A 23,776-nucleotide genomic window follows, 5' to 3' on the forward strand; every position below is an offset into this window, starting at 1 on the left:
CGAAAGCAGGCGAGGGGACCATGACCCATCACGAACACCCCGATGCCGCCCTGATCCGCCGGGGTTACGAAGCGTTCAGCGCGGGCGACACGGAGACGCTGGCCGCCATGATGACCAGCGACTGCACCCACCACGTCCCCGGCGAGAGCCTGATCTCGGGGCACTACAAGGGCCGGGACAACGTCCTCGGCGGCTACTACGCCAAGCTGGCCGAGCTCACCGGCGGCACCTTCCGCGTCGAGCTGAAGGGCGTCTTCGTGGACGGGCGCGGCCATGCCATCACCGCCCACCGTTTCCACGCCGACCGCGGCGACCGGGGCATCGAGATGGACGGCGGCCTGTTCTTCACGCTGGTCGGCGACAAGATCTCCGACATCGACGAGTGCGTGGCCGACATCGTGGAGGCGGACTCCTTCTGGGGTCAGGGCGCGTAGGCCGCGTGCTCCGGCGCGGCGAAGACCTCCCCGTCCCGCGGGCCGGCGCGGGCAGCGAGCCGCGGCTGAGGTGGTCGCGCTGCACGGGGGAACGGGAAAGCCCCCGCCCGGGACCCGAAGGTCCGGACGGGGGCTCCGTCGAGCTGTCGATCAGGCCAGCAGGCCCGGGATCGTCGCCTCGTGCGCCTCGCGCAGCTCCGTGAGGGAGAGCGCGAACTCGCCCTGCACGTCCACGGAGTCACCGTCGACCACACCGATGCGGGTGGCCGGAAGACCCCGCGCGCCGCACATGTCGGTGAAGCGGAGCTCCTCGCTGCGCGGGACGGCCACGACCGCACGGCCGGCCGACTCGCTGAACAGGAAGGTGAACGCGTCCAGGCCCTCGGGCACCACCAGGCGCGCGCCGTTGCCGCCGCGCAGGCAGGACTCGACGACCGCCTGGACCAGACCGCCGTCGGACAGGTCGTGGGCCGCGTCGATCATGCCGTCGCGGGAGGCCGAGATCAGGATCTCGCCGAGCAGCTTCTCCCGGTCGAGGTCCACGGCCGGGGGCAGACCGCCGAGGTGCTTGTGGATGACCTCGGACCAGGCCGAACCGCCGAACTCCTCCTTGGTGTCGCCGAGCAGGTAGAGGAGCTGGCCCTCTTCCGCGAAGGCGATCGGGGTGCGGCGGTTGACGTCGTCGATCACACCGAGGACGGCCACGACGGGCGTCGGGTGGATGGCGACCTCACCGGTCTGGTTGTACAGCGACACGTTGCCGCCGGTGACCGGGGTGCCCAGCTGCAGGCAGCCGTCCGCGAGACCACGGGTGGCCTCGGCGAACTGCCACATCACGGCCGGGTCCTCGGGCGAACCGAAGTTCAGGCAGTCCGAGATCGCGAGCGGCTTCGCACCGGAGGCGGCGACGTTGCGGTACGCCTCCGCCAGCGCGAGCTGCGCACCCGTGTACGGGTCGAGCTTGGCGTACCGGCCGTTGCCGTCGGTCGCCATGGCCACGCCGAGGTTGGTCTCCTCGTCGATGCGGACCATGCCGGCGTCCTCGGGCTGCGCCAGGACCGTGTTGCCCTGCACGAACCGGTCGTACTGGTCCGTGATCCAGGACTTCGAGGCCTGGTTCGGCGAGGAGACGAGCCGGAGGACCTGGTCCTTCAGCTCGGCGCCGTTCTGCGGCCGGGGCAGCTTGCCGGCGTCGTCGGCCTGCAGCGCGTCCTGCCACTCCGGGCGCGCGTACGGCCGGTGGTAGACCGGGCCCTCGTGCGCGACGGTGCGCGGCGGGACGTCGACGATCTGCTCGCCGTGCCAGAAGATCTCCAGCCGCTCGCCCTCGGTGACCTCACCGATGACGACCGCGATGACGTCCCACTTCTCACAGATCTCGAGGAAGCGGTCGACGTGCTCGGGCTCGACGATCGCGCACATGCGCTCCTGCGACTCGCTCATGAGGATCTCCTCGGGCGAGAGCGTCGCGTCGCGCAGGTGGACCCGGTCGAGCTCCACGCGCATGCCGCCGGAGCCGGCCGAGGCCAGCTCGGAGGTGGCGCAGGACAGGCCGGCGCCGCCGAGGTCCTGGATGCCCGCGACCAGCTTCTCCCGGAAGATCTCCAGGGTGCACTCGATGAGGAGCTTCTCCTGGAACGGGTCGCCGACCTGGACCGCGGGACGCTTCGTCGGCTTGGTGTCGTCGAAGGTCTCCGAGGCCAGCACGGACACGCCGCCGATGCCGTCGCCACCGGTGCGGGCACCGTAGAGGATCACCTTGTTGCCGGGGCCGGAGGCCTTGGCCAGGTGGATGTCCTCGTGCTTCATCACGCCGATGCAGCCGGCGTTGACCAGCGGGTTGCCCTGGTAGCACTCGTCGAAGACGACCTCGCCGCCGATGTTCGGCAGGCCGAGGCAGTTGCCGTAGCCGCCGATGCCGGCGACCACGCCGGGCAGCACGCGCCGGGTGTCGGGGTGGTCCGCGGCGCCGAAGCGCAGCGGGTCGACCACGGCGACCGGGCGGGCGCCCATGGCGAGGATGTCGCGGACGATGCCGCCGACGCCGGTGGCCGCGCCCTGGTAGGGCTCGATGTAGCTGGGGTGGTTGTGCGACTCGACCTTGAAGGTGACCGCGTACCCCTGGCCGACGTCGACGACGCCCGCGTTCTCGCCGATGCCGACGAGCATGGCGTCGTTCTCGGGGGTCTTCTCGCCGAACTGCTTCAGGTGGACCTTGCTGCTCTTGTAGGAGCAGTGCTCGGACCACATGACGGAGTACATGGCGAGCTCGGCGCCGGTGGGACGGCGGCCGAGGATCTCGCGGATGCGCTCGTACTCGTCCTGCTTGAGGCCGAGTTCCTTCCAGGGCTGCTCGACGTCGGGCGTCTCGGTCGCGTGCTTGACCGTGTCCAGAGTCATCAGGCGTTGACCAGCTTCTTGAGGATCGAGGTGAAGAAACCGAGGCCGTCCGTCTTGCCGGTGCCGATCAGCGGCTCGACGGCGTGCTCCGGGTGCGGCATGAGGCCGACCACGTTGCCCGCGGCGTTGGTGATGCCCGCGATGTCGCGCAGCGAGCCGTTGGGGTTCACGTCCAGGTAGCGGAAGGCCACCCGCCCCTCGGCCTCCAGCTCGTCGAGCGTGCGCTCGTCGGCGACGTAACGGCCGTCCATGTTCTTGAGCGGGACCTCGATCTCCTGGCCCACGGTGTAGTCCGAGGTCCAGGCGGTCTCCGCGTTCTCCACCCGCAGCTTCTGGTCGCGGCAGATGAAGTGGAGGTGGTTGTTGCGCAGCATGGCGCCCGGCAGCAGGTGGGCTTCGGTGAGGATCTGGAAGCCGTTGCAGATGCCGAGGACGGGCATGCCCGCCTTCGCCTGCTCGATGATCGACTCCATCACCGGCGAGAAGCGGGAGATGGCGCCGGCCCGCAGGTAGTCGCCGTAGGAGAAGCCGCCGGCCAGGACCACGGCGTCGACCTGCTTGAGGTCCTTGTCGCGGTGCCAGAGCGAGACGGGCTCGGCGCCCGCGAGGCGGGCGGCGCGCAGCGCGTCCTGGTCGTCGAGCGTTCCGGGGAACGTGACGACGCCGATGCGTGCGGTCACGACTCCACCTTCACGGTGAAGTCTTCGATCACGGTGTTGGCAAGGAAGGTTTCGGCCATCTCATGGATGCGGGCGAGGGCGGCCTCGTCGACCGGTCCCTCCACCTCGAGCTCGAAGCGCTTCCCCTGGCGGACGTCGGCGATGCCCTCGAATCCGAGGCGGGGCAGTGCACGCTGCACCGCCTGTCCCTGGGGGTCGAGGATCTCCGGCTTGAGCATGACGTCGACTACGACGCGTGCCACTGGCACTCCCGGTGGTGGTGTTGCGTGGGCGGTTCCCTCAGCGTACCTGCCTCCAAATTCTACGCGGGTAGAAGTCTGAAGGATCCTACAAAGGGCCCACTGGCACCGCTCCGATGAATTCAAGCGGAATATCTTCCGCCGACCGGGACACGCGGAAACAATTGCCTGGGCTTCACAATGCGCCACCCGTCACTGTACAAAGGGAATGCGGAGAAAATACTTCGGCGGGCATCGGCGGCTTCAGTGGCCACCGGCGAACACGGACGATCTCCGACGAGCACGAGACAAGCGCAGCATTGCCCCGCCGGGGAGCCGCAACATCGGCATCTCCGCACGTCAGAGCGGCATGAACGTCGAGACGACACGGCGATCCGCAGGAAAGGACCGATATCCGTGGCTCAGCGTGTGGTGGTCACCCTCTCCGATGACATCGACGGCGGAGAAGCAGCGGAAACAGTCGCGTTCGGACTGGACGGGAAGATGTACGAGATCGACCTGAATCCCGCCAATGCAAAGAAACTGCGCAAGGCGCTCGCGCCCTACCTCGCCGCGGGCCGCAAGCAGAGCGGCCGCACCGCCGGCAGCCCCAGGACGGTGCCCGAGGGTGGCTTCAAACACACCGCGCTCGCCCCGGCGCCGGCCGCGGTCCGCGCCTGGGCGCAGTCCAACAAGATGGACGTGCCCGCCCGGGGGCGCATCCCGAAGCGGGTCTACGAGGCCTTCCGCGCCGCGGGCTGACAGCGCGTCCGACCCCGGATTTGCATCCCACCCCCCATGATCCGCTAGAGTCTGGAGCACGCCGAGGGGCGAGGCCGAAAGGCCCCGGACCTCACGCAGCGTGCGGGTGTAGTTCAGTAGCAGAACAGCCCCCTTCCAGGGGGAAGGCGCAGTGTGCAATCCCTGTCACCCGCTCTGCATCGCGTTACCGAGCACTCCGGTGCATCAGGTAGAGTGGTGCTCGCGCCGCCCGGTGAAAGCCGAGCGGAGGCAATGCGGACGTGGCTCAGTTGGTAGAGCATCACCTTGCCAAGGTGAGGGTCGCGAGTTCGAATCTCGTCGTCCGCTCAGGGAACGAAGGCCCCGGTTCATCAGAACCGGGGCCTTCGTCGTACGCGCTGCGGACCTGTCGCCCGCGCGGTCGATCTGTGGCGACCGCCACAACCGGAGGCCCGGAAAACCGTGTCATCGGCCCCCGGAACATTGGGTATAGTTAGCAGCGCGCTACGGCGCATGCGGACGTGGCTCAGTTGGTAGAGCATCACCTTGCCAAGGTGAGGGTCGCGAGTTCGAATCTCGTCGTCCGCTCCATGAAGAAGCCCCCGGTCGAATCGACCGGGGGCTTTCTCGTTCCCTACCGCGTCTCCTGGCTCCAGGACTTTCCGGTCAGCAGCTCGTACGCCTCCAGGTACTTGGCGCGGGTCCGCTCCACGACCTCCTGCGGGAGGACCGGCGGCGGCTGCTCGCTCGCGCGGTCCCAGCCGGACTCCGGCGACAGCAGCCAGTTCCGCACGATCTGCTTGTCGTACGAGGGCTGGGTGCGGCCCGGCTGCCACTGGTCGGCCGGCCAGAAGCGGGACGAGTCCGGGGTGAGCACCTCGTCGGCGAGGACCAGACGGGCGCCCTCCGGGGTGCTCTCGAAGCCGAACTCGAACTTCGTGTCGGCCAGGACGATCCCGCGCTCGCGGGCGATGTCCCGGGCCCGGGCGTAGACGTCGAGGGTCGTCCGGCGCAGCAGCGCCGCCGTCTCGGCGCCCACCTGACGCGCGACCTCCTCGTACGACACGTTCTCGTCGTGGTCGCCGACGGCGGCCTTGGTCGCCGGGGTGAAGATCGGGGCGGGCAGCTCGGACCCGTCGCTCAGACCCTCCGGGAGAGCGAGGCCGCACACCGTACGGGAGTCGTTGTACTCCAGCAGGCCGGAGCCGGTGAGGTAGCCGCGGGCCACGCACTCGACCGCGACCATGTCCAGCGGCTTGCAGATCAGGGTGCGGCCCGCCCAGTCGGCGGGGGCGCCGGCCGGCAGCTCGGTCGAGATCACGTGGTGCGGGACCAGGTCGGAGAGCTGGTCGAACCACCAGAGCGAGAGCTGGGTCAGCACCCGGCCCTTGTCGGGGATCTCGGTGGGCAGCACCCAGTCGAAGGCCGAGATGCGGTCGCTCGCCACCATCACGAGCTCGCCCGCCTCGTTGCGGTACAGGTCGCGGACCTTGCCCGTGTGGAGATGGGTGAGGCCCGGGACCTGGACGGGCTCGGGCTTTTCTACGAATCCGGACACGGTTCCTCCGCGTAGGTTGATCCAGGAGCGTGTCCGATTCTCTCGCACATCCGGCCGGAGCCGAGCCCCGGGCCCTGTGACGTGCCCCGCCCCGGCCGCCCGCCGCACCCGGTCAGTCCCTTTTGCAGATCCGGTCCAGGAGGTTCGCCGTGGCGCGCTGGACCCGGGTGTCCACATGGCCCGGCCGGTCCAGCGCCGGGGACCAGGCGAAGGTGCCGGCGGCGAACACCCAGGCGCCCGACGGGGCCCGGTAGAGGCTCGTCTCCTGGTGCCGGAGCGCCCCCTCGCTGTCCCGGTAGGGCGAGTGCGCCAGCAGGATGCGGCCCTGGTGCTCGGGCAGGGCGGTGCGCGGGAAGTAGCGGTCCGCCTCGCCCGCGACCAGGCCCGGGATCTCGTCCCCCTCGCCCGCGCCGGTGGCCTCCCAGAGCCAGTGGTCCGCGTTCCGCACGACCAGCGGGTGCGGTTCGGGCACCCGCCCCGCGTACTGGATGCCGAGCAGCTGCTGCTCGGGGCGGTCGACCTCGCGCCACAGCGCCGGGCGGCCGGGGCCGCGGCGCTTGCGGCAGGTGAGCAGCCGGTCCGGGGCCCCGGACGGCGACGGGCCCAGCTCCACCTGCCAGTACATGGTGTTGGCGGAGAGGAAGACCAGCGAGGTGCCCTGGTCCCGGGCGAGTTCGGCGGTGCGGCGCATGGGCGCCGACCAGTACTCGTCGTGGCCCGGGAAGACCAGCCCCCGGTAGCGGCTCGGGTCCACCCGGCCCGCGTGCAGGTCGCGGGTCTCGGCGTACGCGAGGTCGTAGCCGTAGCGCTCGGCCCAGCGGATGAAGTCGTAGGCGTGGCCCACGTGCAGCGGCAGGCCCGCGCCCGCGTACGGGCGGTCGAAGGAGACCGTGACCGCGGCCTCCTCCTCGCCGAGCAGCCGGCCCTCCTCGTCCCAGGCGTGGTAGAGGCTGGCGCCCGTCCGGCCGTCCTCCGGATAGAGGTTGTACGCCTGCCAGGTCACGTCCGGCAGGACCAGCAGCAGGTCCGCCGGATGGCTGTCGCGGACCGTGAACGGGATGTGGGAGCGGTAACCGCCGACGGTGGTGAGGACGGCGACGTAGGCGCCGATCGACCAGTACGACGGGATCTGCAGCCGCCAGGACTGCCACCAGTGGTGGCAGGAGACGGTCCGGTCGGCGGTCAGCGGGGCCGGCTGGACGATCCCGGAGAGCCGCGGACTCGTGGTGATCTTGGCGGCTCCGTCGCCGCCGTAGTGCCCGATCCGGTAGATGTCGACCGAGAACTGCTGCGGCGGGTCCACCGTGATGTGGAAATCGATCGCCTCGCCGGGCGCGACGGCGCCGCTCGACACGAAGCCCTTGATCTGGCCGTGCACGTCGTCCGCGGTCCGGGGCCCGCCGCCGCCCCCGCGGGCCAGGGTCTCGTCGGCGTACCAGGGCACCATCTGACCCGTGTCGTCGAAGTAGTTCTCCGAGCCGCGCAGCCAGGGCAGCGGGCCCTGGCCGAAGGGATCCGACACGGCATGGGCGAGCGCGCCCGATTCCCACCGCCTGATCTGCTCCGCCCCCATGCTGCGCCCTCCCTCGACTCCCCCGGTCGGCTGGTCAGTGCCTCTGGATTAAGCCTCTGTCAGTGCCGGTCTCCAGCACATCACATAACGCACGCACTCCGTCACCGTTCGTCGCGAATTGACGAGAGTGGAAGCAGCCCGTCCGGTGTGGTCCGCGGGCCGGCGCGGGCCGGCCGGGCGGGTGCCTCAGACCAGTCGGACCGGCTTCTCCGGGCGCACTCCGGTCCTGGCCAGCCAGGCGCGCAGCGGCTCGGGGTCGCCGTCCTCGACGAGGGCGAGGACCACGCCGTTCAGATCGGTGCTGCGCTCCCCCGCGACCAGCAGGGCGGGCCCGTCGAGCCAGTCGAGGCCCGGGGCCGCCTCCGCCGTGTCCACGGCGGCGCAGCAGACCATGGCCGCCACGTGGTCGGCGAGCAGGTCCCGGCCGGTGCGGGGCGGCTGGAGCGGGAAGAGCGGCAGCCCTCCGTCGGGCCCCTCGACCTCGGGCACGACCGGCCGCAGCGCCTCCTCACGGGCCGCCTGCGCGGTGAGCGCGGCGGCGAGCACGTCGGCGGCGGGGTTGCCTGCGGGGTCGGGGTCGAGGTCGGGGTCGAGGCCCGGGCCGTGGTCGAGGCCCGGGTCTGCCCCGGGGGGCAGGTCCGCGTCGGTGGCGGCGATCGCGGCGATGTCCGGGGACGGATCGGCCTCGGCGGTCGGGACCGGGGCAAGGACAGTCGCGTCGGTGGCGGCGGTGTCCCGGGCGTCTTGGGCGGCGGTGGCGGCGGTGTCCCGGGCGTCTTGGGCGGCGGTGGCGGCGGTGTCCCGGGCTTCCCGGTCGTCGCCGACGGCGGTGTCCCGGGCGTCTTGGTCGTCGCCGACGGCGGTGTCCCCGGCTTCCCGGTCGTCGTCGCCGACGGCGGTGGTACGGGTGGCCCGGCCGTCGTCGACCGCGGCTCCGGGCGCCGCGGCGGCCGCGTCCCCGGTGGAGGGCTGCGGGGCCGTGAGGCGGGCCATGACGCGGGACAGGGTGGGGCCGTCGGCGGCCGTGCACGGAGCCGGGTGCTCGGGGCCGTGGGGCCCGGCCGGCGGGCAGGCCGGGCCGAGGCGGTCGAGGACCTGGTGGAGGCGGGCCGCGTCGGCGCGCCATTTGCGGTCGACGACCTCCTCCGGATACTCGCTCCACTCGACCGGGGCCCAGTCCGGGCCCGGCTCGGCCGGGCCGCCGTGGAAGAGGCGGGCGGCGAGCAGCGAGGTGGCCGCGTCGACCGCGCCCGGCTCCTCCAGGAGGTCGCAGGCGGGGCGCTCGCCGAGCCGGGAGGTGTAGCCCTCGGCCAGGCGGTCGCGGCGGGAGAGTTCGGTGAGGGCGGAGACCACGCCCGCGTCCAGACGGGCGGGCCAGCGGCCCATCCGCCAGGCGGGCAGGGCGACCCGGGTCAGCAGCCGGTCCCAGCCCGCGTAGGCGAGGCCGACCTGCTCCTGGGCGACGATGCGCACCCCGTAGTCCACGGCCTGCGCGCGCTCGGAGCCGGCCGCGGCCACGCCCCGCTCCATCTCCGCGGCGTGCGTCCGGCAGCCCACGAGCATGATCCGGGCCAGTCGGCCGACGCCGGCCGCGCCGAGCTTGCGGACCGGGTCGAGGCCGGGGCGCCGGGGCACGGCGACCGCCGCGTCCAGGCCCCGTACGAACCGGCGGGCCGCGGCTATGTCGGGGTGGGCCGCCGGGCCCGTACCGGCGACGACGGGGGCCAGGACCGCGCGGAGCTCGCCGACGCGCATCCACCACAGGAAGGGCGAGCCGATGACGAGGACGGGCGCGTCGCCGCCGCGGTGCCGGCCGTGCGCCGGGTGGGAGCGGTCCTCCAGCCAGCTGTCGCAGTCCGGGGTCAGGGCTATCGCGGAGGGCGCGGGGACCCCGAGGCGGTCGGCGAGGTCGCGGACCATCCGGTAGAGGTCGGGGGCGGAGGTCTCGGCGAGCTCCACCGTCGGCGTCACGGCCGGGCGGGCCCGCGCGACGACCAGGGCGACGGCGGTCGCGGCGAGGAGCACGACCACGGCGAGGACGGTGGCCACCCAGCGGGCGGTGTCCCAGCCGGGGCCCGTGAAGTGGTCGGTGACGCCGCCCGCGTAGAGGACGACGGCGACGGCCGCGGGGAGCACGGCGGCCCCCAGAGCCCTGCCGCGGACGCGGAGCACGGCCAGGGCGCGGGCCCGCGCGGCGCGCGCGCCGAGTTCGTCGCCGATGACCGATCCGGTACCGGACACGCCGTCCATCACCCCCTCCTGCCCTTGTCGGGACTACCCGTGGCGGTGTTGCTCACTCCCCCACTGTGGCATCCGCCACCGACATCGCAATGCCGGTGGGCCAAGTGCCGGAACACCGTCGGAACGCCTTCGCCGCACCCTAGTTGGGGCGTCGGCGGGCGTCATCCACACAGGCGATTCGTCACTCGATGGAATGGCTTTGGCTAAAGGTGATGACGACAACGCGGCCGTGCTGTTCACTGCACGGCCGCGCTTCGTGTCGCTCGAAACGGCGTGAATCCGCTTCTTTCCGGTTCTTTCCGGTCCGCTCAGGCTCCGGAGGCCTTGAGCGCGATGTCCGTACGGTGCTGCGAACCGTCAAGGCGGATGCGGCCGACTGCCGCGTACGCCCGCTCACGGGCCTGCGCCAGGTCCGTACCGGTGGCGGTCACCGAAAGGACGCGGCCGCCGGCGCTGACGACGGCGTCGCCGTCCCGCTTGGTGCCGGCGTGCAGCACGTACGCCTCCGGGGCGTCCGTCGCCGCCACCTCGGCCAGGCCCTCGATCGGGTCGCCGGTGCGCGGGGTGCCCGGGTAGTTGTGCGAGGCCACGACCACGGTCACGGCGGCGTCGTCGCGCCAGGCGAGCGGCGACTGGTCGTCCAGGGTGCCGTTGGCGGCGTTCAGCAGCACGCCCGCCAGCGGGGTCCGGAGGCGGGCCAGCACGACCTGGGTCTCCGGGTCGCCGAAGCGCGCGTTGAACTCGATGACCCGCACGCCGCGGCTGGTGATCGCCAGGCCCGCGTACAGCAGGCCGGAGAACGGGGTGCCGCGACGGCGCAGCTCGTCGACGGTCGGCTGCAGGACCGTGGCCAGGACCTCGTCGACCAGCTTGGGGTCGGCCCACGGGAGCGGCGAGTAGGCACCCATGCCGCCGGTGTTCGGGCCCTCGTCGCCGTCGAGCGCGCGCTTGAAGTCCTGCGCGGGCTGGAGCGGGAGGACGGTGGTGCCGTCGGTGATGGCGAAGAGGGAGACCTCGGGGCCGTCCAGGAACTCCTCGATCACGACGCGGTCGCAGGCGAGCGCGTGCGCCCGGGCCTGCTCCAGGTCCTCGGTGACCACGACGCCCTTGCCGGCGGCGAGGCCGTCGTCCTTCACGACGTACGGAGCGCCGAAGGCGTCCAGCGCCTCGTCGATCTCCTCGGGGGTGGTGCAGACGTAGCTGCGGGCGGTCGGGACGCCGGCCCCGGCCATGACGTCCTTGGCGAACGCCTTGGAGCCCTCCAGCTGCGCCGCCTCCCGGGACGGGCCGAAGACGGGGATGCCGGCGGCGCGGACGGCGTCGGCGACCCCCTCGACGAGCGGGGCCTCCGGGCCGACGACGACCAGTTCGGCACCGAGCTCGGTGGCCAGGCGGGCGACGGCGTCGCCGTCGAGCTGGTCGACGGGGTGCAGCTCGGCGACCTCGGCGATTCCGGCGTTGCCGGGCGCGCAGTGCAGAGCGGTGACGTCGGGATCGAGGGAGAGGGAGCGGCACAGGGCGTGTTCGCGGGCGCCGCCGCCGATGACGAGGACCTTCACGTCAGCCAGGGTAGCCCGCGGGGCAGCGTGCCCTTTGTGCGGGCCACCGAGCGAGACGCCGCTACTCGTTGGTGTATTCCTCCAGGACCGTGGCGCCGAGCTCGCGGACGATCAGCTCGTGGCCCGAGAGCGCCGAGTCCACGAGGTCCGGGTCGTCCTCCTCCGGCACGTCGTCCTCGGGCGCGACGGGCGGCGGGGCCTGGGGGGTGTGGACGGGGGCGGGCTCCTGCCGGGCGGGCGACGGGGCCTGTACGGGAGCGGGGGCCGGGGCCGCGGAGTGCTGGGCGGGCGGCGCGGCCTGGACGGGAGCGGGGGCGGGCGCCGAGGGGGCGCCGCCGAAACCGCCACCGCCTCCGCCTCCGCCGAAGCCGCCGCCACCGAAGCCGCCGGCGGGCGATCCCCCGCCGGAGAAGCCGCCACCGGAGAAGCCACCGCCTGTGGGCGGCTGGGCGGCGCCGCCGGACGGGTCGATGATCGCCTCGATGCGCCAGTTCACGTTGAACTGCTCGGAGAGGGCGGCCTTCAGGACGTCCTCACTGCCGCTGCTCGCGAAGTTGTCGCGGGCGCCCGCGTTGAGGAAGCCGAGCTGGAGGGTGGTGCCGTCGAAGCCCGCGACCTGGGCGTTCTGCGAGAGCAGGATCCAGGTGAAGCGGCGCCGGTTCTTGACGGCCTCCAGGATCTGCGGCCACATGGCGCGCACCTGGGCGGCGCCCGCGGCCATGCTGCCGCCGGCCGCCGGGGCGGCGGACTGGGCGGCGGCCTGCGGGGCGGGGGCCTGGGCCTGCGGGACGGGCGCGGCCGCGGGCGTGGCGGCTCCCGGCCAGGCGCCGGGCGCACCACCGCCGGGCTTGGCGGCCCCGGGCCACGCACCGGGACGCGGCGCCTCGGCGGCCGCGGGGGCCGCGGGGGCCTGCTGGAACGGGGCGGGCTCGGGCTGGGCGGGCGGCGCGGCCTGGAAGGGGGCGGTGGGAGCGGGGGGCGCGGCAGGGGCGGCGGGGACCGGGGCGGGCGGCGGGACATGTGCCTCGGCCGTCGGCACGTACCCCATCTGCGGGGCCGGCGAGCTCGTCGTGAACACCGCCGCGGGCGGGGCCGCGGCGGCGCCGCGCTCCAGCCGGTCGAGCCGCGCCTGCATCGAGCGCTCGTCGTCGAAGGCGGCGGGCAGCAGCACGCGCGCGCAGATCAGCTCCAGCTGGAGCCGCGGCGAGGTGGCGCCGCGCATCTCGGTCAGACCGGCGTTGACCAGGTCGGCGGCGCGGCTGAGCTCGGCGGCGCCGAAGACGGAGGCCTGCGCCTGCATGCGCTCGATGACGTCGACCGGCGCGTCGACGAGCCCCTTCTCCGCGGCGTCCGGCACGGCGGCGAGGATCACGAGGTCGCGCAGCCGCTCCAGGAGGTCGGCGACGAACCGCCGGGGGTCGTTGCCCCCCTCGATGACCCGGTCGACGACCTCGAAGGCGGCGGCACCGTCACCGGCGGCGAAGGCGTCGACCACCGAGTCGAGCAGGGACCCGTCCGTGTAGCCGAGCAGGGAGGTCGCCATCGCGTACGTCACACCGGCGTCGGTGGCGCCGGCGAGCAGCTGGTCCATCACCGACATCGAGTCACGCACCGAACCGGCGCCGGCCCGGACGACGAGCGGCAGCACGCCGTCCTCGACGGGGATGCCCTCGCGGCCGCAGACCTCGCCCAGGTACTCCCGCAGGGTGCCGGGCGGCACCAGACGGAAGGGGTAGTGGTGCGTACGCGACCGGATGGTGCCGATGACCTTCTCGGGCTCGGTGGTCGCGAAGATGAACTTGAGGTGCTCCGGCGGCTCCTCGACCACCTTCAGCAGGGCGTTGAAGCCCGCCGAGGTGACCATGTGCGCCTCGTCGATGATGTAGATCTTGTACCGGCTGGAGGCGGGCCCGAAGAAGGCCTTCTCCCGCAGGTCACGGGCGTCGTCCACACCACCGTGCGAAGCCGCGTCGATCTCGATGACGTCGATGGAGCCCGGCCCGTTGCGCGCCAGGTCCTGGCAGGACTGGCACTCCCCGCACGGGGTGGGGGTGGGACCCTTCTCACAGTTCAGACAGCGCGCCAGGATCCGCGCGCTGGTCGTCTTGCCGCATCCACGGGGCCCGCTGAACAGGTACGCGTGATTGACCCGGTTGTTCCGCAGCGCCTGCTGCAGCGGGTCGGTGACATGCTCCTGCCCGATGACCTCGGCGAAGGACTCGGGGCGGTAGCGGCGGTACAGCGCGAGAGACGACACGTATACGAGGTTATAGGCGCCCACCGACAACCCGGGCATGGCGGCCCGGGAACGCAAGCGCCCCCCACGCACCCGCCAGAGCCGACCTACCCTTGCTGCCTTCCGGCCCTGGGGGAGTTCAGTCAGATAGCGCCACGTGAGGGGCTCCGCCCAGAGTACCCGATCCGGACCCCTCCCCCGCCACCCCCGTCGACCTGCGTCCTTCGCCGACCCCCGCCCCGGAATCGTGTGCGCGAGCACCCCCTCCGGTCATGTAATGTTCTCCCCGGAGGATTCGCCTAGTGGCCTAGGGCGCACGCTTGGAAAGCGTGTTGGGGGCAACCCCTCACGAGTTCGAATCTCGTATCCTCCGCCAGTGCCTCACCGGGCACGATGTCGCAGGGCCCCACCGTTCGCGGTGGGGCCCTTCGACGTTTCCCGGAGGGCTCAGCCCAGCCGGGTGTCGATGGTCGCCGCGTTGTTCCCCGGCCTCGGGTCGGGTGTGGTGCTGGTGGCCTCGGCAGAGTTGGTGATCTGCGGCAGGTACGTCAGCAGCGCCTTCACCTCGATCGTGACGGTCACGTCGCCGCCCCTGGACAGCGTGCCGAAGGAACACGTCACGGTGTCCGTGGAACCCGGCGGCGGCTTGTCACAGGTTCCCGTGGACGGGGTGGCGCTGACGAACCGGCCGCTGGCCGGCAGGCGGTCGGTGAGGACCACGCCCTCCGCCGCGGTCGGACCGTGGTTGTGGACCCGGACCGTGTACGTGAGGGTCGCCCCGTCCGCCACCGGCTCGGGGCTCGCGGAGACCGACGTCGAGAGATCGGCGCTCGGCCGGAAGACCGCGACGGTGTGGGCGGCGCCGGCGGCGATCGACGTCACGCCGTCGAGGAGCCGGGCGCACGGCGCCTTCTGGCCGAGGGCGCAGACCCGGACGGGCGTGACGGCGTTGGTGCCCGACGTGCCGTCCCCGAGCTGGCCGACGACGTTGGAGCCCCAGGCGCGGACCGTGCCGTCGGAGCGCAGCGCCACGCTGTGGAAACCGGTGGTGCTCGCCGCGACGGCGGTCACCCCGCTCAGACGCGTGGCACAACTGCCGGGCGCGCAGACCTGGACCGGAACCTTCCTGTTCGTGGTCGTGCCGTCGCCGAGCTGGCCGGAGCTGTTGCCGCCCCAGGCCACGGCGGTGCCGTCGGTGCGCGCCGCCAGGCCGTGGAACGCGCCCGCGGCCACCGACCCGACGCCGGTCAGGAACGAGGTGCAGGGCGCTGTCTGCCCGACGGCGCAGACCTGGACCGGGCTGGGGGTCCGGATGCCCGTGCCGTCGCCGAGCGCGTCACCGGCCCCCCAGCTGTGGACGGTGCCGTCGCCGTGGCCGGCCAGGCTGAAGAACTCCCCCGCGGCCGCGCTCACCACGTCGGACAGGCCGAGCACCTGTACCGGGGTGGTGCGGGTGGTGAGGGTGCCGTCCCCGAGCTGGCCGTTGCCGTTGTAGCCCCAGGAGACCAGGGTGCCGTCCGCCCGGGTCGCCAGGGTGTGCTGGTAGCCGGACGAGAGGCTGGTGACGTTGCTGAGGAAGGACGTGCACGGCGCCGCCTTGTACAGGGCGCAGACCCGGACCGGCGTGGGCCGGTCGGTGGTCGTGCCGTCGCCGAGCCTGCCCACGGCGTTGCTGCCCCAGGACACGACGGTCCCGTCGGCGAGCAGCGCGGAGCTGTGCAGGTCACCCGCCGCCACGGACACCGCGCCGGTCAGGAACGACCCGCACGGCGCGGTCCCGCCCACCGCGCACACCCGGACCGGCGTCGACCGGTCCGTGGTCGTGCCGTCGCCGAGCTGGCCGTCCGCGTTCTTCCCCCAGCCGACGACCGAACCGTCCGCCAGCAGGGCGACGCTGTGCCCGTCACCGGTCGCCACCTTCACGACCTCGTCCAGCGGCTCGGTGCACGGCGCCGTCTCACAGACCCGCCCGGGGACGGCGCCCTTCCCGGCCGTCGTACCGTCGCCGAGCTCACCCGAGACGTTGGACCCCCAGGCGAGGGCGGTGCCCGGCGATGCCTGCCGGATGTCCCGCGCGCCCCGCGCCCCCTGCTCCCCCGCGTCGTCGGCGTAGGCGGGGGACGCGACGGACAGGGCCGACAGGGCCGACAGCGCGGACAGGGCCGGCAGCCCGAAGGCGGGCACCGCCAGGGCGGTGACCAAGGCGGTGACCAGGGCGGCCACCGCGGCGGGTGGTCTTCGCAGGGCCGGTAGCCGGCGGGTGCCGGGCCGGGGGTCCAGGGCGGGCATACGCGCTCCTCTCACGCGAGCGGGCCGGACCGCCCGCAGGGTCGCCGACACCTCCAGCCGACGCGCTCACCATGCGGCCGCCCCCGACCGCCCACGCGTCAGCGACACCTCGCCTTCACCCGTTCAGTGCGGGGGCCGGGGCCGGGTGGGGGGAGGGAGGGAGAACCAGGAGCGGGCGGGAGCAGGCGGGAGAGGGAGGGAGAGATGGGAGGAGCGGGAGCAGCAGGAGGGGCGGGAGGAGCAAGAGGAGCAGAAGGGACAGCAGGAGGAGCAGAAGGGACAGCAAGAGGAGCAGAAGGGACAGCAAGAGCGGTTACAGGCCGCGCTGGAACTCGTGGGCCTCGTGGGTCGAGAGGTAGCCGAGCGCGTCGTTGACGCGGCGCATGTACGGATGTTCCGCCGGATCCAGGAACTCACCCTGGCCGGGCGTACGGACGCCGAGATCGAGGCCGCGCTGACGTCGGAGACGGACCACGCGTACGGGCTGCCGGCTGCCGCGCTGAAGGCGTGAGTATCGCTTGAAGGGGGGCCGGCCGGACGGGCCGGCCCCCCCGGTCAGTCGAAGTTGTCGCTGGCCAGGCGGAGCGCGAGTCCCTGGAGGATCGTCTCGGTGCCGGGCTCCGCGCCCGCCTCGTCATGGGCGTCGGCCACCGCGTCGAAGGCGAGGATGAAGCCGTTGACGAGCGCGCTCAGCGGCTCGGAGAGCTGCGCGAGGACGGCGAGCCCGGCCTCCTCGGCGGTCGCCCCCTCCGGCACCGAGAACTCCCGTGGGATCACCTCGCCGAGCAGGTCCGAGACGAGGCTCTCGTCCACTCCTCCGCGCAGCGCCGTCAGAGCGGCGATGGCCTTGAGCTTGATCTCGTTCTCCTTCACGTTCCGAGCCTAGGAGCCCGCCCGCGCCGAAATGGTGCGACACGAGATCGCCGGCTCTGCGACCCTGCGAGCCTGCGCTCCGGAGATGACGACCGAGACCGGGGGATCGATGACGTTCGTACTCAAGGGACCCGTACTGGAAGGCGAACTCGTGCGCCTCGAACCGCTGGGCCACCGCCACGCGGCGGACCTCGCGGTGGCGGTGGACGAGGACCGCGGCTCGTACGCGTACACGTGGGTGCCCGCGGCCGCCGAGGTCGGCGCGTACATCGACACCCAGCTCGGGCGGGTCGCCGCCGGGACGCTCGCGCCGTACGCGCAGGTGCGCAAGGACACCGGGCGGGCCGTCGGCGTCACGTCCTTCTGGGACCCGAGGCTGCGGGAGTCGGGGGACGCGCTCCAGGCGATCGAGGTCGGGTTCACCTGGCTCGCGGCGTCGGCCCAGGGCACCGGCGTGAACACCGAGGCCAAGTACCTGCTCTTCCGGCACGCCTTCGAACACTGGAAGGTGTCCCGCCTCGACCTCAAGACCGACGCCCGCAACGCCCGTTCCCGCGCCGCCATCGCCAAGACCGGTGCCCACTTCGAGGGCGTCCTCCGCAACTGGTCCCGGTCCTGGGCGCCGGGCGAGGAGGGGAAGCTGCGCGATTCGGCGATCTTCTCCGTCACGGATGCGGAATGGCCCGCGTGCAGGGAGCGGATGCTGGGGCGGCTGGCGGGGCGGGTGGCCCGGCGGAGTTCCGGGGGTGTCGGGAGCAGTGCGTGACCACCGCGTAGGGCTCGGCGAGCCGCCGTAAGGCGCCGTGAAGCGGTGTTGTCAGTGGGGGCCTGGATGATGAGCGGCGTCGAGGAATTCGACGAGCACGAGAACGTGCACGAGAAACGGGGACCCGCTCGCATGGCCGAGGTACTGCTCTTCCACCACGCACACGGACTCACCCCTGGCGTCCTCGCCTTCGCCGAGGAGCTGCGGGGCTGCGGGCACACGGTGCACGTGCCCGACCTCTACGAGGGCCGGATGTTCGACACCCTGGAGGCCGGTGCCGGTTACGCGCAGGAGGTCGGCTTCGGCACGATCGTCGAGCGGGGCGTCCGCGCGGCCGAGTCCCTCCCCGGGCGGATCGTCTACGCCGGCTTCTCCCTCGGCGTCCTCCCCGCCCAGAAGCTGGCCCAGACCCGTGAGGGCGCGGCGGGCGTGCTGCTCTTCGAGGCGTGCGTGCCGGTGGAGGAGTTCGGCGGGGGATGGCCCGCGGGGGTGCCGGTCCAGGTCCACGGGATGGACGCCGACCCGTTCTTCGCGGGCGAGGGGGACGTGGAGGCGGCGCGGGCGCTGGTCGCGGGGGCGGGTGCGGGGCGCGGGGAGCTGTTCCTCTACCCGGGGGACCGACACCTGTTCGCGGACCCGGGACTCGCGGGGTACGACGCGGAGGCGGCGGGCTTGCTGACGGCGCGGGTGCGGGGGTTCCTGGACGGGCTCGCGGACTGAGCGGGCGGTGGGGGTGCGGTTGTTGACGATCCGGTCGTCGATTCACCAGATGGTAGGAAGGAAACGATCCACCATTTCACTACGCTGAGCAACAACCTCAATACTCAGGGCCACAAGATCCCTTGGTGCTCTGAGTGGAGGCGTTGTGCGGAAGTGGGTGTCGGTGGCGGTGGCCGCCGGGCTGTTCGTCGGGGGAATCGGTGCAGCGGTGGCGGACTCGTGGCAGGAGATCAAGCCTCGGTCCACGGACGGTTCCAAGTTCCGCGACGCGAAGTACCTCTGGGAGCCAAAGAGCAGCAATCATGGAGGCTTCCACTTCAAGGGCGACCTCGTCGACACCTTCCCCAACGACGGACACAACGTGTACGTGCAGGCGAAGGTCCAGGGGTACGGCTGGAACCGTTTCAACGGCGTCCAGCGCAAGACCGTCCACCTGGACCAGGTGGTGTACGACGGTGCGGCCCTGTACTCCACGGATGCCGCGATTCGCGTGTGCCGTGATCGCGGCTCGTTGCGGCCGGACAACTGCTCCCCCGAGCTCTCCTACCACCGGAAGAACTGACGGCGAGGAGCGCACATCACCATGAACGCCGTTCTCCGCGCCGAGAGCGTAGACCTCTCCTACGGGGCCCACCGGGCAGTCAGCGGCGCCGATTTCACGCTGCGGCGCGGAGAAATCGCCGCCGTCATGGGGAGCAGTGGATCCGGCAAGTCCTCACTGCTCTACTGCCTGGCCGGGGTTCTGGCACCCACCGGCGGGCGCGTCGTCTTCGACGGCGTCGACCTCGCGTCCCTCGACGACGACGAGCTGAGCACGCTGCGCCGCGAACGGTTCGGGTTCGTCTTCCAGTACGGCGAGCTCCTGCCCGAGCTGACCGTCGAGGAGAACGCGGCGCTCCCGCTCCGTCTCGCCGGGCAGCGCAAGGCACCCGCCCACGCGGCGGCCGGGGAGGTGCTGGGGCGGCTCGGGATGACCGAGCTGCTCCAGCGCAGGACCTCCCAGCTGTCCGGCGGGCAGAGCCAGCGGGTCGCCGTGGCACGGGCGTTGGTGCACCGGCCGGCCGTCGTGTTCGCGGACGAGCCGACCGGCGCCCTCGACAGCGCCAACGCCACCGCCGTACTGGAGGAGTTCCTGCGGCTGGCCCGTGACCAGGACACGGCGGTCGTCATCGTCACGCACGACGAGAGCGTGGCCGCACATGCCGACGTCCGGTACACGATGTCCGACGGAGTCCTGAAGTGAACTGCTTCCTGTTCGGACTGCGGCTGCTGTGGCGCGGCGGGCGCCGGGGGCGGGCCCGCTTCCTGCTGATGACGGGCGGCTGCGCGCTGGGGGTGGCGTGTCTGGCCGCCGTTCTGACCATTCCGGCGATCATCGGTGCGCACGAGGCCCGGTCCAGCGCCCGGAACCCTCGCCCGGCCATGGAGGACACGTCCTCGACGCGCTCCGCCACCATCGCGTACGCGATGCGCCGGGACGCGTACGGATCCGAGCCGTTCTACCGGGTGTTCGTGGCCCGCATGCGGCCTGGTGCCACTCCGCTGCCGCCCGGAGTGGATCGGCTTCCCTCAACCGGCGAAGTGCTCGTCTCTCCGCGGCTGCGGGAGATTCTCGCCGAGGAGCCGGGCATCGCCGGGCTCCTGCCCGGGAAGGTGATCGGAGTCATCGGGCCGCAGGGGTTGGCGGGGCAGGACGACCTCTACGCGTACGTGGGACGGACGCACCAGCAGCTTCCGTCGGACGCTTCCGGACTCCAGTCGTTCGGTTCCTCGTTCGATCCGTATCCCGCCGTGGATGAGTCCACGCTCGACATCCTGCGTTTCACCCTCTCCTGCGTCGTCCTGCTCCCGCTCGCCGTGTTCCTGTCCGTCTGTGCCCAGCTCTCCGCTGAGTCGCGGGCGCGCAGGCTGGCCGCGCTGCGACTGGTCGGGCTGAGCGTGAAGGACACCCTGCGGGTCAACGCCGGGGAAACGGTGGCCGCCGCATTCCTCGGTGCGGTGTTCGGGGTGGTCGGATATCTCGGCTTCAACGAGGTCATGGCGCGGATCGGTCTGCCCGGCCTGCACTGGTACCCGGCCGACGGGCGGCCGGGTACCGCCACTCTCGCCGTGTGCCTGGTCTTCTGCCCCGCGCTCGCCTGGTTCATCGGCCGGCAGTCCTCCCGCGAGGCGGCGCTCACCCCGTTGAACGTCCGCCGGACCGCGCAGCGCAAGCCGCCGAGGCAGTACGGGACGCTGCTGCTGGTGCCGGGACTCGGCGTCATCGGCGGATACTCCGCTTTGAGCGTCCTCGGGCGGGACCCGTCCGGGGGCAGCGCGAGCGCCGTGCTCATCCCCGGGGCGGTGCTCCTGACCGGTGCGGGGCTGGTGTTCGGGCTCGCGCCTGTCACCACCTGGCTGGCCCGGCGGCTGGCCGGCCGCGTGCGGTCGCTGCCGCTCACCCTCGCGATGCGCCGGGCCGAGGTCGAGCCCGGTAGCGCACTGCGCGTCGTGACCGGGCTCGTCCTGCTCGTGTACGCGGCGTCGTTGACGCAGGGCGTACTCGTCGAGCTGGACCAGGTGAGCCGACGTACCGCGCCCGTCCAGGAGTACGCCCTGTCCGTGACCGCCCTCGACGCCCAGCAGCGAGCCCGTCTCGGTTCGGCGGAAGGGATCGCAGGGCAGGCACTCACCACCGACTCGTGGGTCCGCTCCCTCGACGAGGACACCCCACGGATCACTGCGGCCGTCGCGACCTGTGCACAACTCGCCTCCTTCACGAAGTCGTCCAGCGGCTGCGTCGATGGGAAGGTTCTCCGTGTCGACGAGCCGGAGACTCTGCGGAACGAGGACAGCCAGCCCGGCCGCGGCTTCCCCTTCCTCCTCGACGACGGAAGGAAGATCAGGATCGTCGTACCGCAGGAGAGGGTGACGGTGGCTGCCTGGCAGCCGTCGGCGTTCTCTGGCATCGACGTCCTCATCCCGCCGTCCCTCCTCCCTCCGGGCACCGTCCCGGTCGACGGCACCCTCAGTCTCGTCACCGCCTCCGACCCCACCACCGTCCGCACCACCCTGGACGCCATCGGCGCCATCGCGCCCACCGCCGAGGTCGAGCCCGTCGGCATCGTCGTCAGCTCGCTGCACCAGCTCACCGTCATCCGCAGCCTCCTGGCCGCCGGCATGGTGCTCGGACTCGTCGTCGGGGTCGCAGCGTTCGTCGTCTCGGTGGCCGACCGGGCGATGGAGCGGCGCGGGCAGGTCGCCGCGCTCGCCCTGCTGGGGGCGCGGGGCGGGACGCTGCGGCTCGCGCAGTGCGCGCAGGTCGTGCTGCCGCTCGGGGTGGGGCTCACGGCGGCCGTGGTCACCGGGTGGCTGGCCGAGTCCAGCTACCTGATCACCGGCGGCGGCGCCGTCCACTGGGACTGGGCCGGACTGCCGTTGCTGATCGTGTCGGCGCTGGGGGTGCTGGTGGTCGGCGGGCTGGCCTCGCTGCCGCTCGTACGGCGGCACGTCGATCCCGAGCACATTCGCCGGGACTGAGGCCGGGGCCTGGGGCCCGACCAGTCCGGAAGCCGGGGCCTGAGGCAGGGGCCTGAGGCAGGGGCCTGAGGCCCGGGCCGGAAGCCGGGGCCTGAGGAAGAAGCCTGAGGCCCGGGCCGGAAGCCGGGCCTGAGGAAGAAGCCTGAGGCCCGGGCCGGAAGCCGGGCCTGAGGAAGAGGCCTGTGGCATGGGCCCGACCGGGCCAGAAGCTGGGGTCCGGGAATGGGCCCGGCCACGGGCGAAGGCCGCCGGAGGCAGTGCACCGGCCGGAATCCGAAAAAACTTGGGGCCCCGCCGATGAGTTCTCGGCGGGGCCCCGGTCTCTACTCTCGGTACCCCCGGTGACACCCCGACAGCCGCCGGGGCGCCCGGTTCAGCACACCGACCCGCGCAGAGAAGAGGCCGTCCCATGTCCGCCACTCCCCCCGTCAAGGGCCCCGCCAGCTACTTCCCCTCCATCGAGAAGAAGTACGGGCGTCCCGTCTCCGATTGGCTCGGGCTCATCGAGAGCTCCCCGCTCGTCAAGCACATGGAGCTCGTCGCCTGGCTCAAGTCCGAGCACGGGCTCGGTCACGGCCACGCCAACGCCCTCGTCGCCCACGCGCTCGCCGGCGGCAAGTAGGGCCTGCCGGGCCGTGCGCCGCGTGACCCGGCCCGTCAGGGCCAGGGTCGCGGCCGCCGCGGTCAGGCCGGCGGCCAGGGCGGACCACCACAGGGCCGGGCCGCCGAGGCCCGTGTACACGGTGACGCCCAGGGTCAGCGCCCCGAAACGGGCAACCCCCCAGGTCCAGCTGAAGGCCCCCTGATAGCGGCCGCGGGCGTGCGCCGGGGCCAGGTTCGCGATGACGGCCGCCGCGATGCCCGCGACGACGACCTCGCCCAGCGACCAGACCACGACCGAGACGGCGAAGCCCACGATGCCGTCGGCGACCCCCGTCAGCGCCACGCCCGCCGCGATCAGGACGCTGCCCACGGCCTGTACCCGCAGCTGCGGCAACCGGGCCAGCCGAGCGGTCGCGAAGGGCTGGAGGGCGACGACCAGCACCGCGTTCACGGCCGCCATCGCCCCGTACACCGCGGGCGAGAGGCCGCTGTCGTGGATGGCGAGCGGCAGGGCCACCTCGGTCAGGGAGTAGACGAACAACTGGACGCCGAAGAGGGGCAGCAGGAGCAGCGTGAGCCGGTCGCGCAGCACCACCCCGTAGCCGAGGCCGTCCTTCTCCGGGCGCGGGCCGCGCGCCGGCTCGCTCAGGCGGACGGCGACGACGACCGCGTACACCAGCATCGTCCCGGCGTCGACCGCGAACAGCAGCCAGTAGCCCTGCGCGGCGAGGACGCCGCCGAGCACGCCCGCCACGGCCGTGCCGATGTTCACGCCCCAGCCGAAGAGCGCGTACGCCCGCTGCCGGCGCTCCGCGTCGACGGCGTCCGCCATCAGCGCGAACGCGGCGGGGGCGACGAGCGTGCCCGTCGCGCTGATCAGCAGCGCCGCCGCGGCCATCGTCCACACCCCCGGCGCCACGAACAGCGCGCCCTGGGCCGCCGCCGCGCCCAGCAGGCCCACGAGCATCGTGGGACGGCGGCCGACCCGGTCGGCGAGGACGCCGCCGACCGCCGGGCCGAGCAGGTTGCCGGCGCCGAGTGCGCCGAGCACGTACGACGCCTCCGTACCGGTCACTCCGCGCGAGGCGAGGAAGAAGACCAGGAAGGGCGTGACCATGTAGCCGAGGCGGTTGACGACCGTGCCGCCGAAGAGCGTCCAGACCACCGGCGGCAGGTTCTTGAAGGGGGCGAAGGGCGCGGCAGGCGCGAGGGGCGCGGCGGGCGCGGAGCGCGCGACGGGTGACGGGGAAGAGTGCGGGGGCGGGGTGGGCTTCGCTGGTGTGGTGGGCATGAGGGGGAGATTGCTCCCCCTCCCCTCCGGCCTCCAATGATTAAGCTCAGACCGAATCCACATCCGACCTTGGGG

At 72.6% G+C, this 23,776-nt stretch carries 18 protein-coding genes, 4 tRNA genes, 1 other RNA gene and 1 pseudogene; 12 read left to right on the forward strand and 12 right to left on the reverse strand.

Features of this window, described 5'->3' with window-relative positions; all coding sequences use genetic code 11:
- Positions 1 to 20 precede the first annotated feature (20 nt).
- Positions 21 to 434, forward strand: coding sequence for a nuclear transport factor 2 family protein (locus ABD981_RS19535; RefSeq protein WP_046909018.1), 414 nt, complete (start codon positions 21 to 23; stop codon positions 432 to 434).
- Between the two features lie 150 nt (positions 435 to 584).
- On the opposite strand, the gene purL is transcribed toward ABD981_RS19535, so the two are convergent.
- The 3 genes from purL to purS are packed head-to-tail and all read right to left on the reverse strand — an operon-like array spanning position 585 to position 3,756.
- On the reverse strand, positions 585 to 2,834 hold the full coding sequence (gene purL / locus ABD981_RS19540; RefSeq protein ID WP_046909017.1) for a phosphoribosylformylglycinamidine synthase subunit PurL: 2,250 nt from the start codon (positions 2,832 to 2,834) through the stop codon (positions 585 to 587).
- Positions 2,834 to 3,514, reverse strand: a complete 681-nt coding sequence (gene purQ, locus ABD981_RS19545) for a phosphoribosylformylglycinamidine synthase subunit PurQ (protein ID WP_046909016.1) — start codon at positions 3,512 to 3,514, stop codon at positions 2,834 to 2,836. Before purQ ends, purL begins: the two co-directional genes overlap by 1 nt.
- Positions 3,511 to 3,756 (reverse strand): phosphoribosylformylglycinamidine synthase subunit PurS, encoded by a 246-nt coding sequence (gene purS / locus ABD981_RS19550; RefSeq protein ID WP_046909015.1) that lies wholly within the window; start codon positions 3,754 to 3,756, stop codon positions 3,511 to 3,513. The genes purQ and purS overlap by 4 nt, the downstream gene beginning before the upstream one ends.
- Before the next feature lie 393 nt (positions 3,757 to 4,149).
- On the opposite strand from purS, the gene ABD981_RS19555 reads away from it, so the two are divergent.
- The 4 genes from ABD981_RS19555 to ABD981_RS19570 all read left to right on the forward strand — a co-directional run bounded on the left by ABD981_RS19555 (position 4,150) and on the right by ABD981_RS19570 (position 5,064).
- Positions 4,150 to 4,494, forward strand: a complete 345-nt coding sequence (locus ABD981_RS19555; protein ID WP_205628208.1) for a histone-like nucleoid-structuring protein Lsr2 — start codon at positions 4,150 to 4,152, stop codon at positions 4,492 to 4,494.
- 102 nt (positions 4,495 to 4,596) lie between these two features.
- Positions 4,597 to 4,668 (forward strand) — tRNA-Gly (locus ABD981_RS19560).
- An 80-nt stretch (positions 4,669 to 4,748) separates the two neighbouring features.
- Positions 4,749 to 4,821 (forward strand) — tRNA-Gly (locus tag ABD981_RS19565).
- Between the two features lie 167 nt (positions 4,822 to 4,988).
- Positions 4,989 to 5,064: transfer RNA gene (locus tag ABD981_RS19570), tRNA-Gly, on the forward strand.
- A 43-nt stretch (positions 5,065 to 5,107) separates the two neighbouring features.
- On the opposite strand, the gene ABD981_RS19575 is transcribed toward ABD981_RS19570, so the two are convergent.
- The 6 genes from ABD981_RS19575 to ffs form a co-directional block, all read right to left on the reverse strand.
- Positions 5,108 to 6,031, reverse strand: a complete 924-nt coding sequence (locus tag ABD981_RS19575; RefSeq protein WP_046909014.1) for a phosphoribosylaminoimidazolesuccinocarboxamide synthase — start codon at positions 6,029 to 6,031, stop codon at positions 5,108 to 5,110.
- A 112-nt stretch (positions 6,032 to 6,143) separates the two neighbouring features.
- A complete protein-coding gene (locus ABD981_RS19580) occupies positions 6,144 to 7,604 on the reverse strand; it encodes a N,N-dimethylformamidase beta subunit family domain-containing protein (RefSeq protein ID WP_046909013.1) in 1,461 nt (486 codons plus the stop codon).
- Positions 7,605 to 7,790: 186 nt separating this feature from the next.
- Positions 7,791 to 9,854 (reverse strand): M48 family metalloprotease, encoded by a 2,064-nt coding sequence (locus ABD981_RS19585; RefSeq protein ID WP_046909012.1) that lies wholly within the window; start codon positions 9,852 to 9,854, stop codon positions 7,791 to 7,793.
- Positions 9,855 to 10,153: 299 nt separating this feature from the next.
- A complete protein-coding gene (gene purD, locus ABD981_RS19590) occupies positions 10,154 to 11,404 on the reverse strand; it encodes a phosphoribosylamine--glycine ligase (protein WP_046909011.1) in 1,251 nt (416 codons plus the stop codon).
- 61 nt (positions 11,405 to 11,465) lie between these two features.
- Positions 11,466 to 13,661 (reverse strand): DNA polymerase III subunit gamma and tau, encoded by a 2,196-nt coding sequence (locus tag ABD981_RS19595; RefSeq protein WP_345529975.1) that lies wholly within the window; start codon positions 13,659 to 13,661, stop codon positions 11,466 to 11,468.
- A 50-nt stretch (positions 13,662 to 13,711) separates the two neighbouring features.
- An RNA gene (gene ffs, locus ABD981_RS19600) (signal recognition particle sRNA small type) lies at positions 13,712 to 13,810 on the reverse strand.
- 118 nt (positions 13,811 to 13,928) lie between these two features.
- On the opposite strand from ffs, the gene ABD981_RS19605 reads away from it, so the two are divergent.
- Positions 13,929 to 14,016, forward strand: a tRNA-Ser gene (locus ABD981_RS19605).
- 71 nt (positions 14,017 to 14,087) lie between these two features.
- Here the strand turns inward: ABD981_RS19605 and ABD981_RS19610 are convergent.
- Together ABD981_RS19610 and ABD981_RS19615 are read right to left on the reverse strand one after the other, a co-directional pair.
- On the reverse strand, positions 14,088 to 15,929 hold the full coding sequence (locus ABD981_RS19610; protein ID WP_123955232.1) for an RCC1 domain-containing protein: 1,842 nt from the start codon (positions 15,927 to 15,929) through the stop codon (positions 14,088 to 14,090).
- A 555-nt stretch (positions 15,930 to 16,484) separates the two neighbouring features.
- Positions 16,485 to 16,802: a hypothetical protein gene (locus tag ABD981_RS19615; RefSeq protein WP_046912186.1), complete on the reverse strand. Its 318-nt coding sequence runs from the start codon at positions 16,800 to 16,802 to the stop codon at positions 16,485 to 16,487.
- A gap of 109 nt (positions 16,803 to 16,911) precedes the next feature.
- Here ABD981_RS19615 and ABD981_RS19620 point away from each other — a divergent pair, with 109 nt between their 5' ends.
- The 6 genes from ABD981_RS19620 (at position 16,912) to ABD981_RS19645 (ending at position 22,429) form a co-directional block, all read left to right on the forward strand.
- Entirely contained in the window at positions 16,912 to 17,568 is a 657-nt protein-coding gene (locus ABD981_RS19620) for a GNAT family N-acetyltransferase (RefSeq protein WP_046912193.1), read from the forward strand.
- Positions 17,569 to 17,700: 132 nt separating this feature from the next.
- On the forward strand, positions 17,701 to 18,288 hold the full coding sequence (locus ABD981_RS19625) for a dienelactone hydrolase family protein (protein ID WP_046912192.1): 588 nt from the start codon (positions 17,701 to 17,703) through the stop codon (positions 18,286 to 18,288).
- A gap of 145 nt (positions 18,289 to 18,433) precedes the next feature.
- Positions 18,434 to 18,850, forward strand: a complete 417-nt coding sequence (locus ABD981_RS19630; RefSeq protein ID WP_240495488.1) for a hypothetical protein — start codon at positions 18,434 to 18,436, stop codon at positions 18,848 to 18,850.
- Positions 18,851 to 18,871: 21 nt separating this feature from the next.
- Positions 18,872 to 19,531 carry an ABC transporter ATP-binding protein gene (locus ABD981_RS19635; protein WP_046912185.1) on the forward strand — a complete coding sequence of 220 codons (660 nt, stop codon included), beginning with the start codon at positions 18,872 to 18,874 and terminating at the stop codon, positions 19,529 to 19,531.
- Positions 19,528 to 21,807, forward strand: coding sequence for an FtsX-like permease family protein (locus ABD981_RS19640; protein ID WP_046912184.1), 2,280 nt, complete (start codon positions 19,528 to 19,530; stop codon positions 21,805 to 21,807). Before ABD981_RS19635 ends, ABD981_RS19640 begins: the two co-directional genes overlap by 4 nt.
- A 409-nt stretch (positions 21,808 to 22,216) precedes the next feature.
- Entirely contained in the window at positions 22,217 to 22,429 is a 213-nt protein-coding gene (locus tag ABD981_RS19645; protein WP_123955234.1) for a DUF4287 domain-containing protein, read from the forward strand.
- A gap of 156 nt (positions 22,430 to 22,585) precedes the next feature.
- Here the strand turns inward: ABD981_RS19645 and ABD981_RS19650 are convergent.
- Positions 22,586 to 23,764, reverse strand: a pseudogene (locus ABD981_RS19650) (MFS transporter); the annotation flags it as partial.
- Between the last annotated feature and the right edge of the window lie 12 nt (positions 23,765 to 23,776).

This window comes from Streptomyces showdoensis (genome assembly GCF_039535475.1).
GTDB classification, from domain to species: Bacteria; Actinomycetota; Actinomycetes; order Streptomycetales; family Streptomycetaceae; genus Streptomyces; species Streptomyces showdoensis.

Bases quoted from the DNA above. Each gene is read 5' to 3' on its own strand.
- ABD981_RS19610 (WP_123955232.1), bottom strand. From the start codon at position 15,929: ATGCCCGCCCTGGACCCCCGGCCCGGCACCCGCCGGCTACCGGCCCTG.
- ABD981_RS19625 (WP_046912192.1), top strand. From the start codon at position 17,701: ATGGCCGAGGTACTGCTCTTCCACCACGCACACGGACTCACCCCTGGC.
- ABD981_RS19580 (WP_046909013.1), bottom strand. From the start codon at position 7,604: ATGGGGGCGGAGCAGATCAGGCGGTGGGAATCGGGCGCGCTCGCCCAT.
- ABD981_RS19535 (WP_046909018.1), top strand. From the start codon at position 21: ATGACCCATCACGAACACCCCGATGCCGCCCTGATCCGCCGGGGTTAC.
- purL (WP_046909017.1), bottom strand. From the start codon at position 2,834: ATGACTCTGGACACGGTCAAGCACGCGACCGAGACGCCCGACGTCGAG.
- ABD981_RS19635 (WP_046912185.1), top strand. From the start codon at position 18,872: ATGAACGCCGTTCTCCGCGCCGAGAGCGTAGACCTCTCCTACGGGGCC.
- ABD981_RS19645 (WP_123955234.1), top strand. From the start codon at position 22,217: ATGTCCGCCACTCCCCCCGTCAAGGGCCCCGCCAGCTACTTCCCCTCC.
- ABD981_RS19620 (WP_046912193.1), top strand. From the start codon at position 16,912: ATGACGTTCGTACTCAAGGGACCCGTACTGGAAGGCGAACTCGTGCGC.
- ABD981_RS19585 (WP_046909012.1), bottom strand. From the start codon at position 9,854: ATGGACGGCGTGTCCGGTACCGGATCGGTCATCGGCGACGAACTCGGC.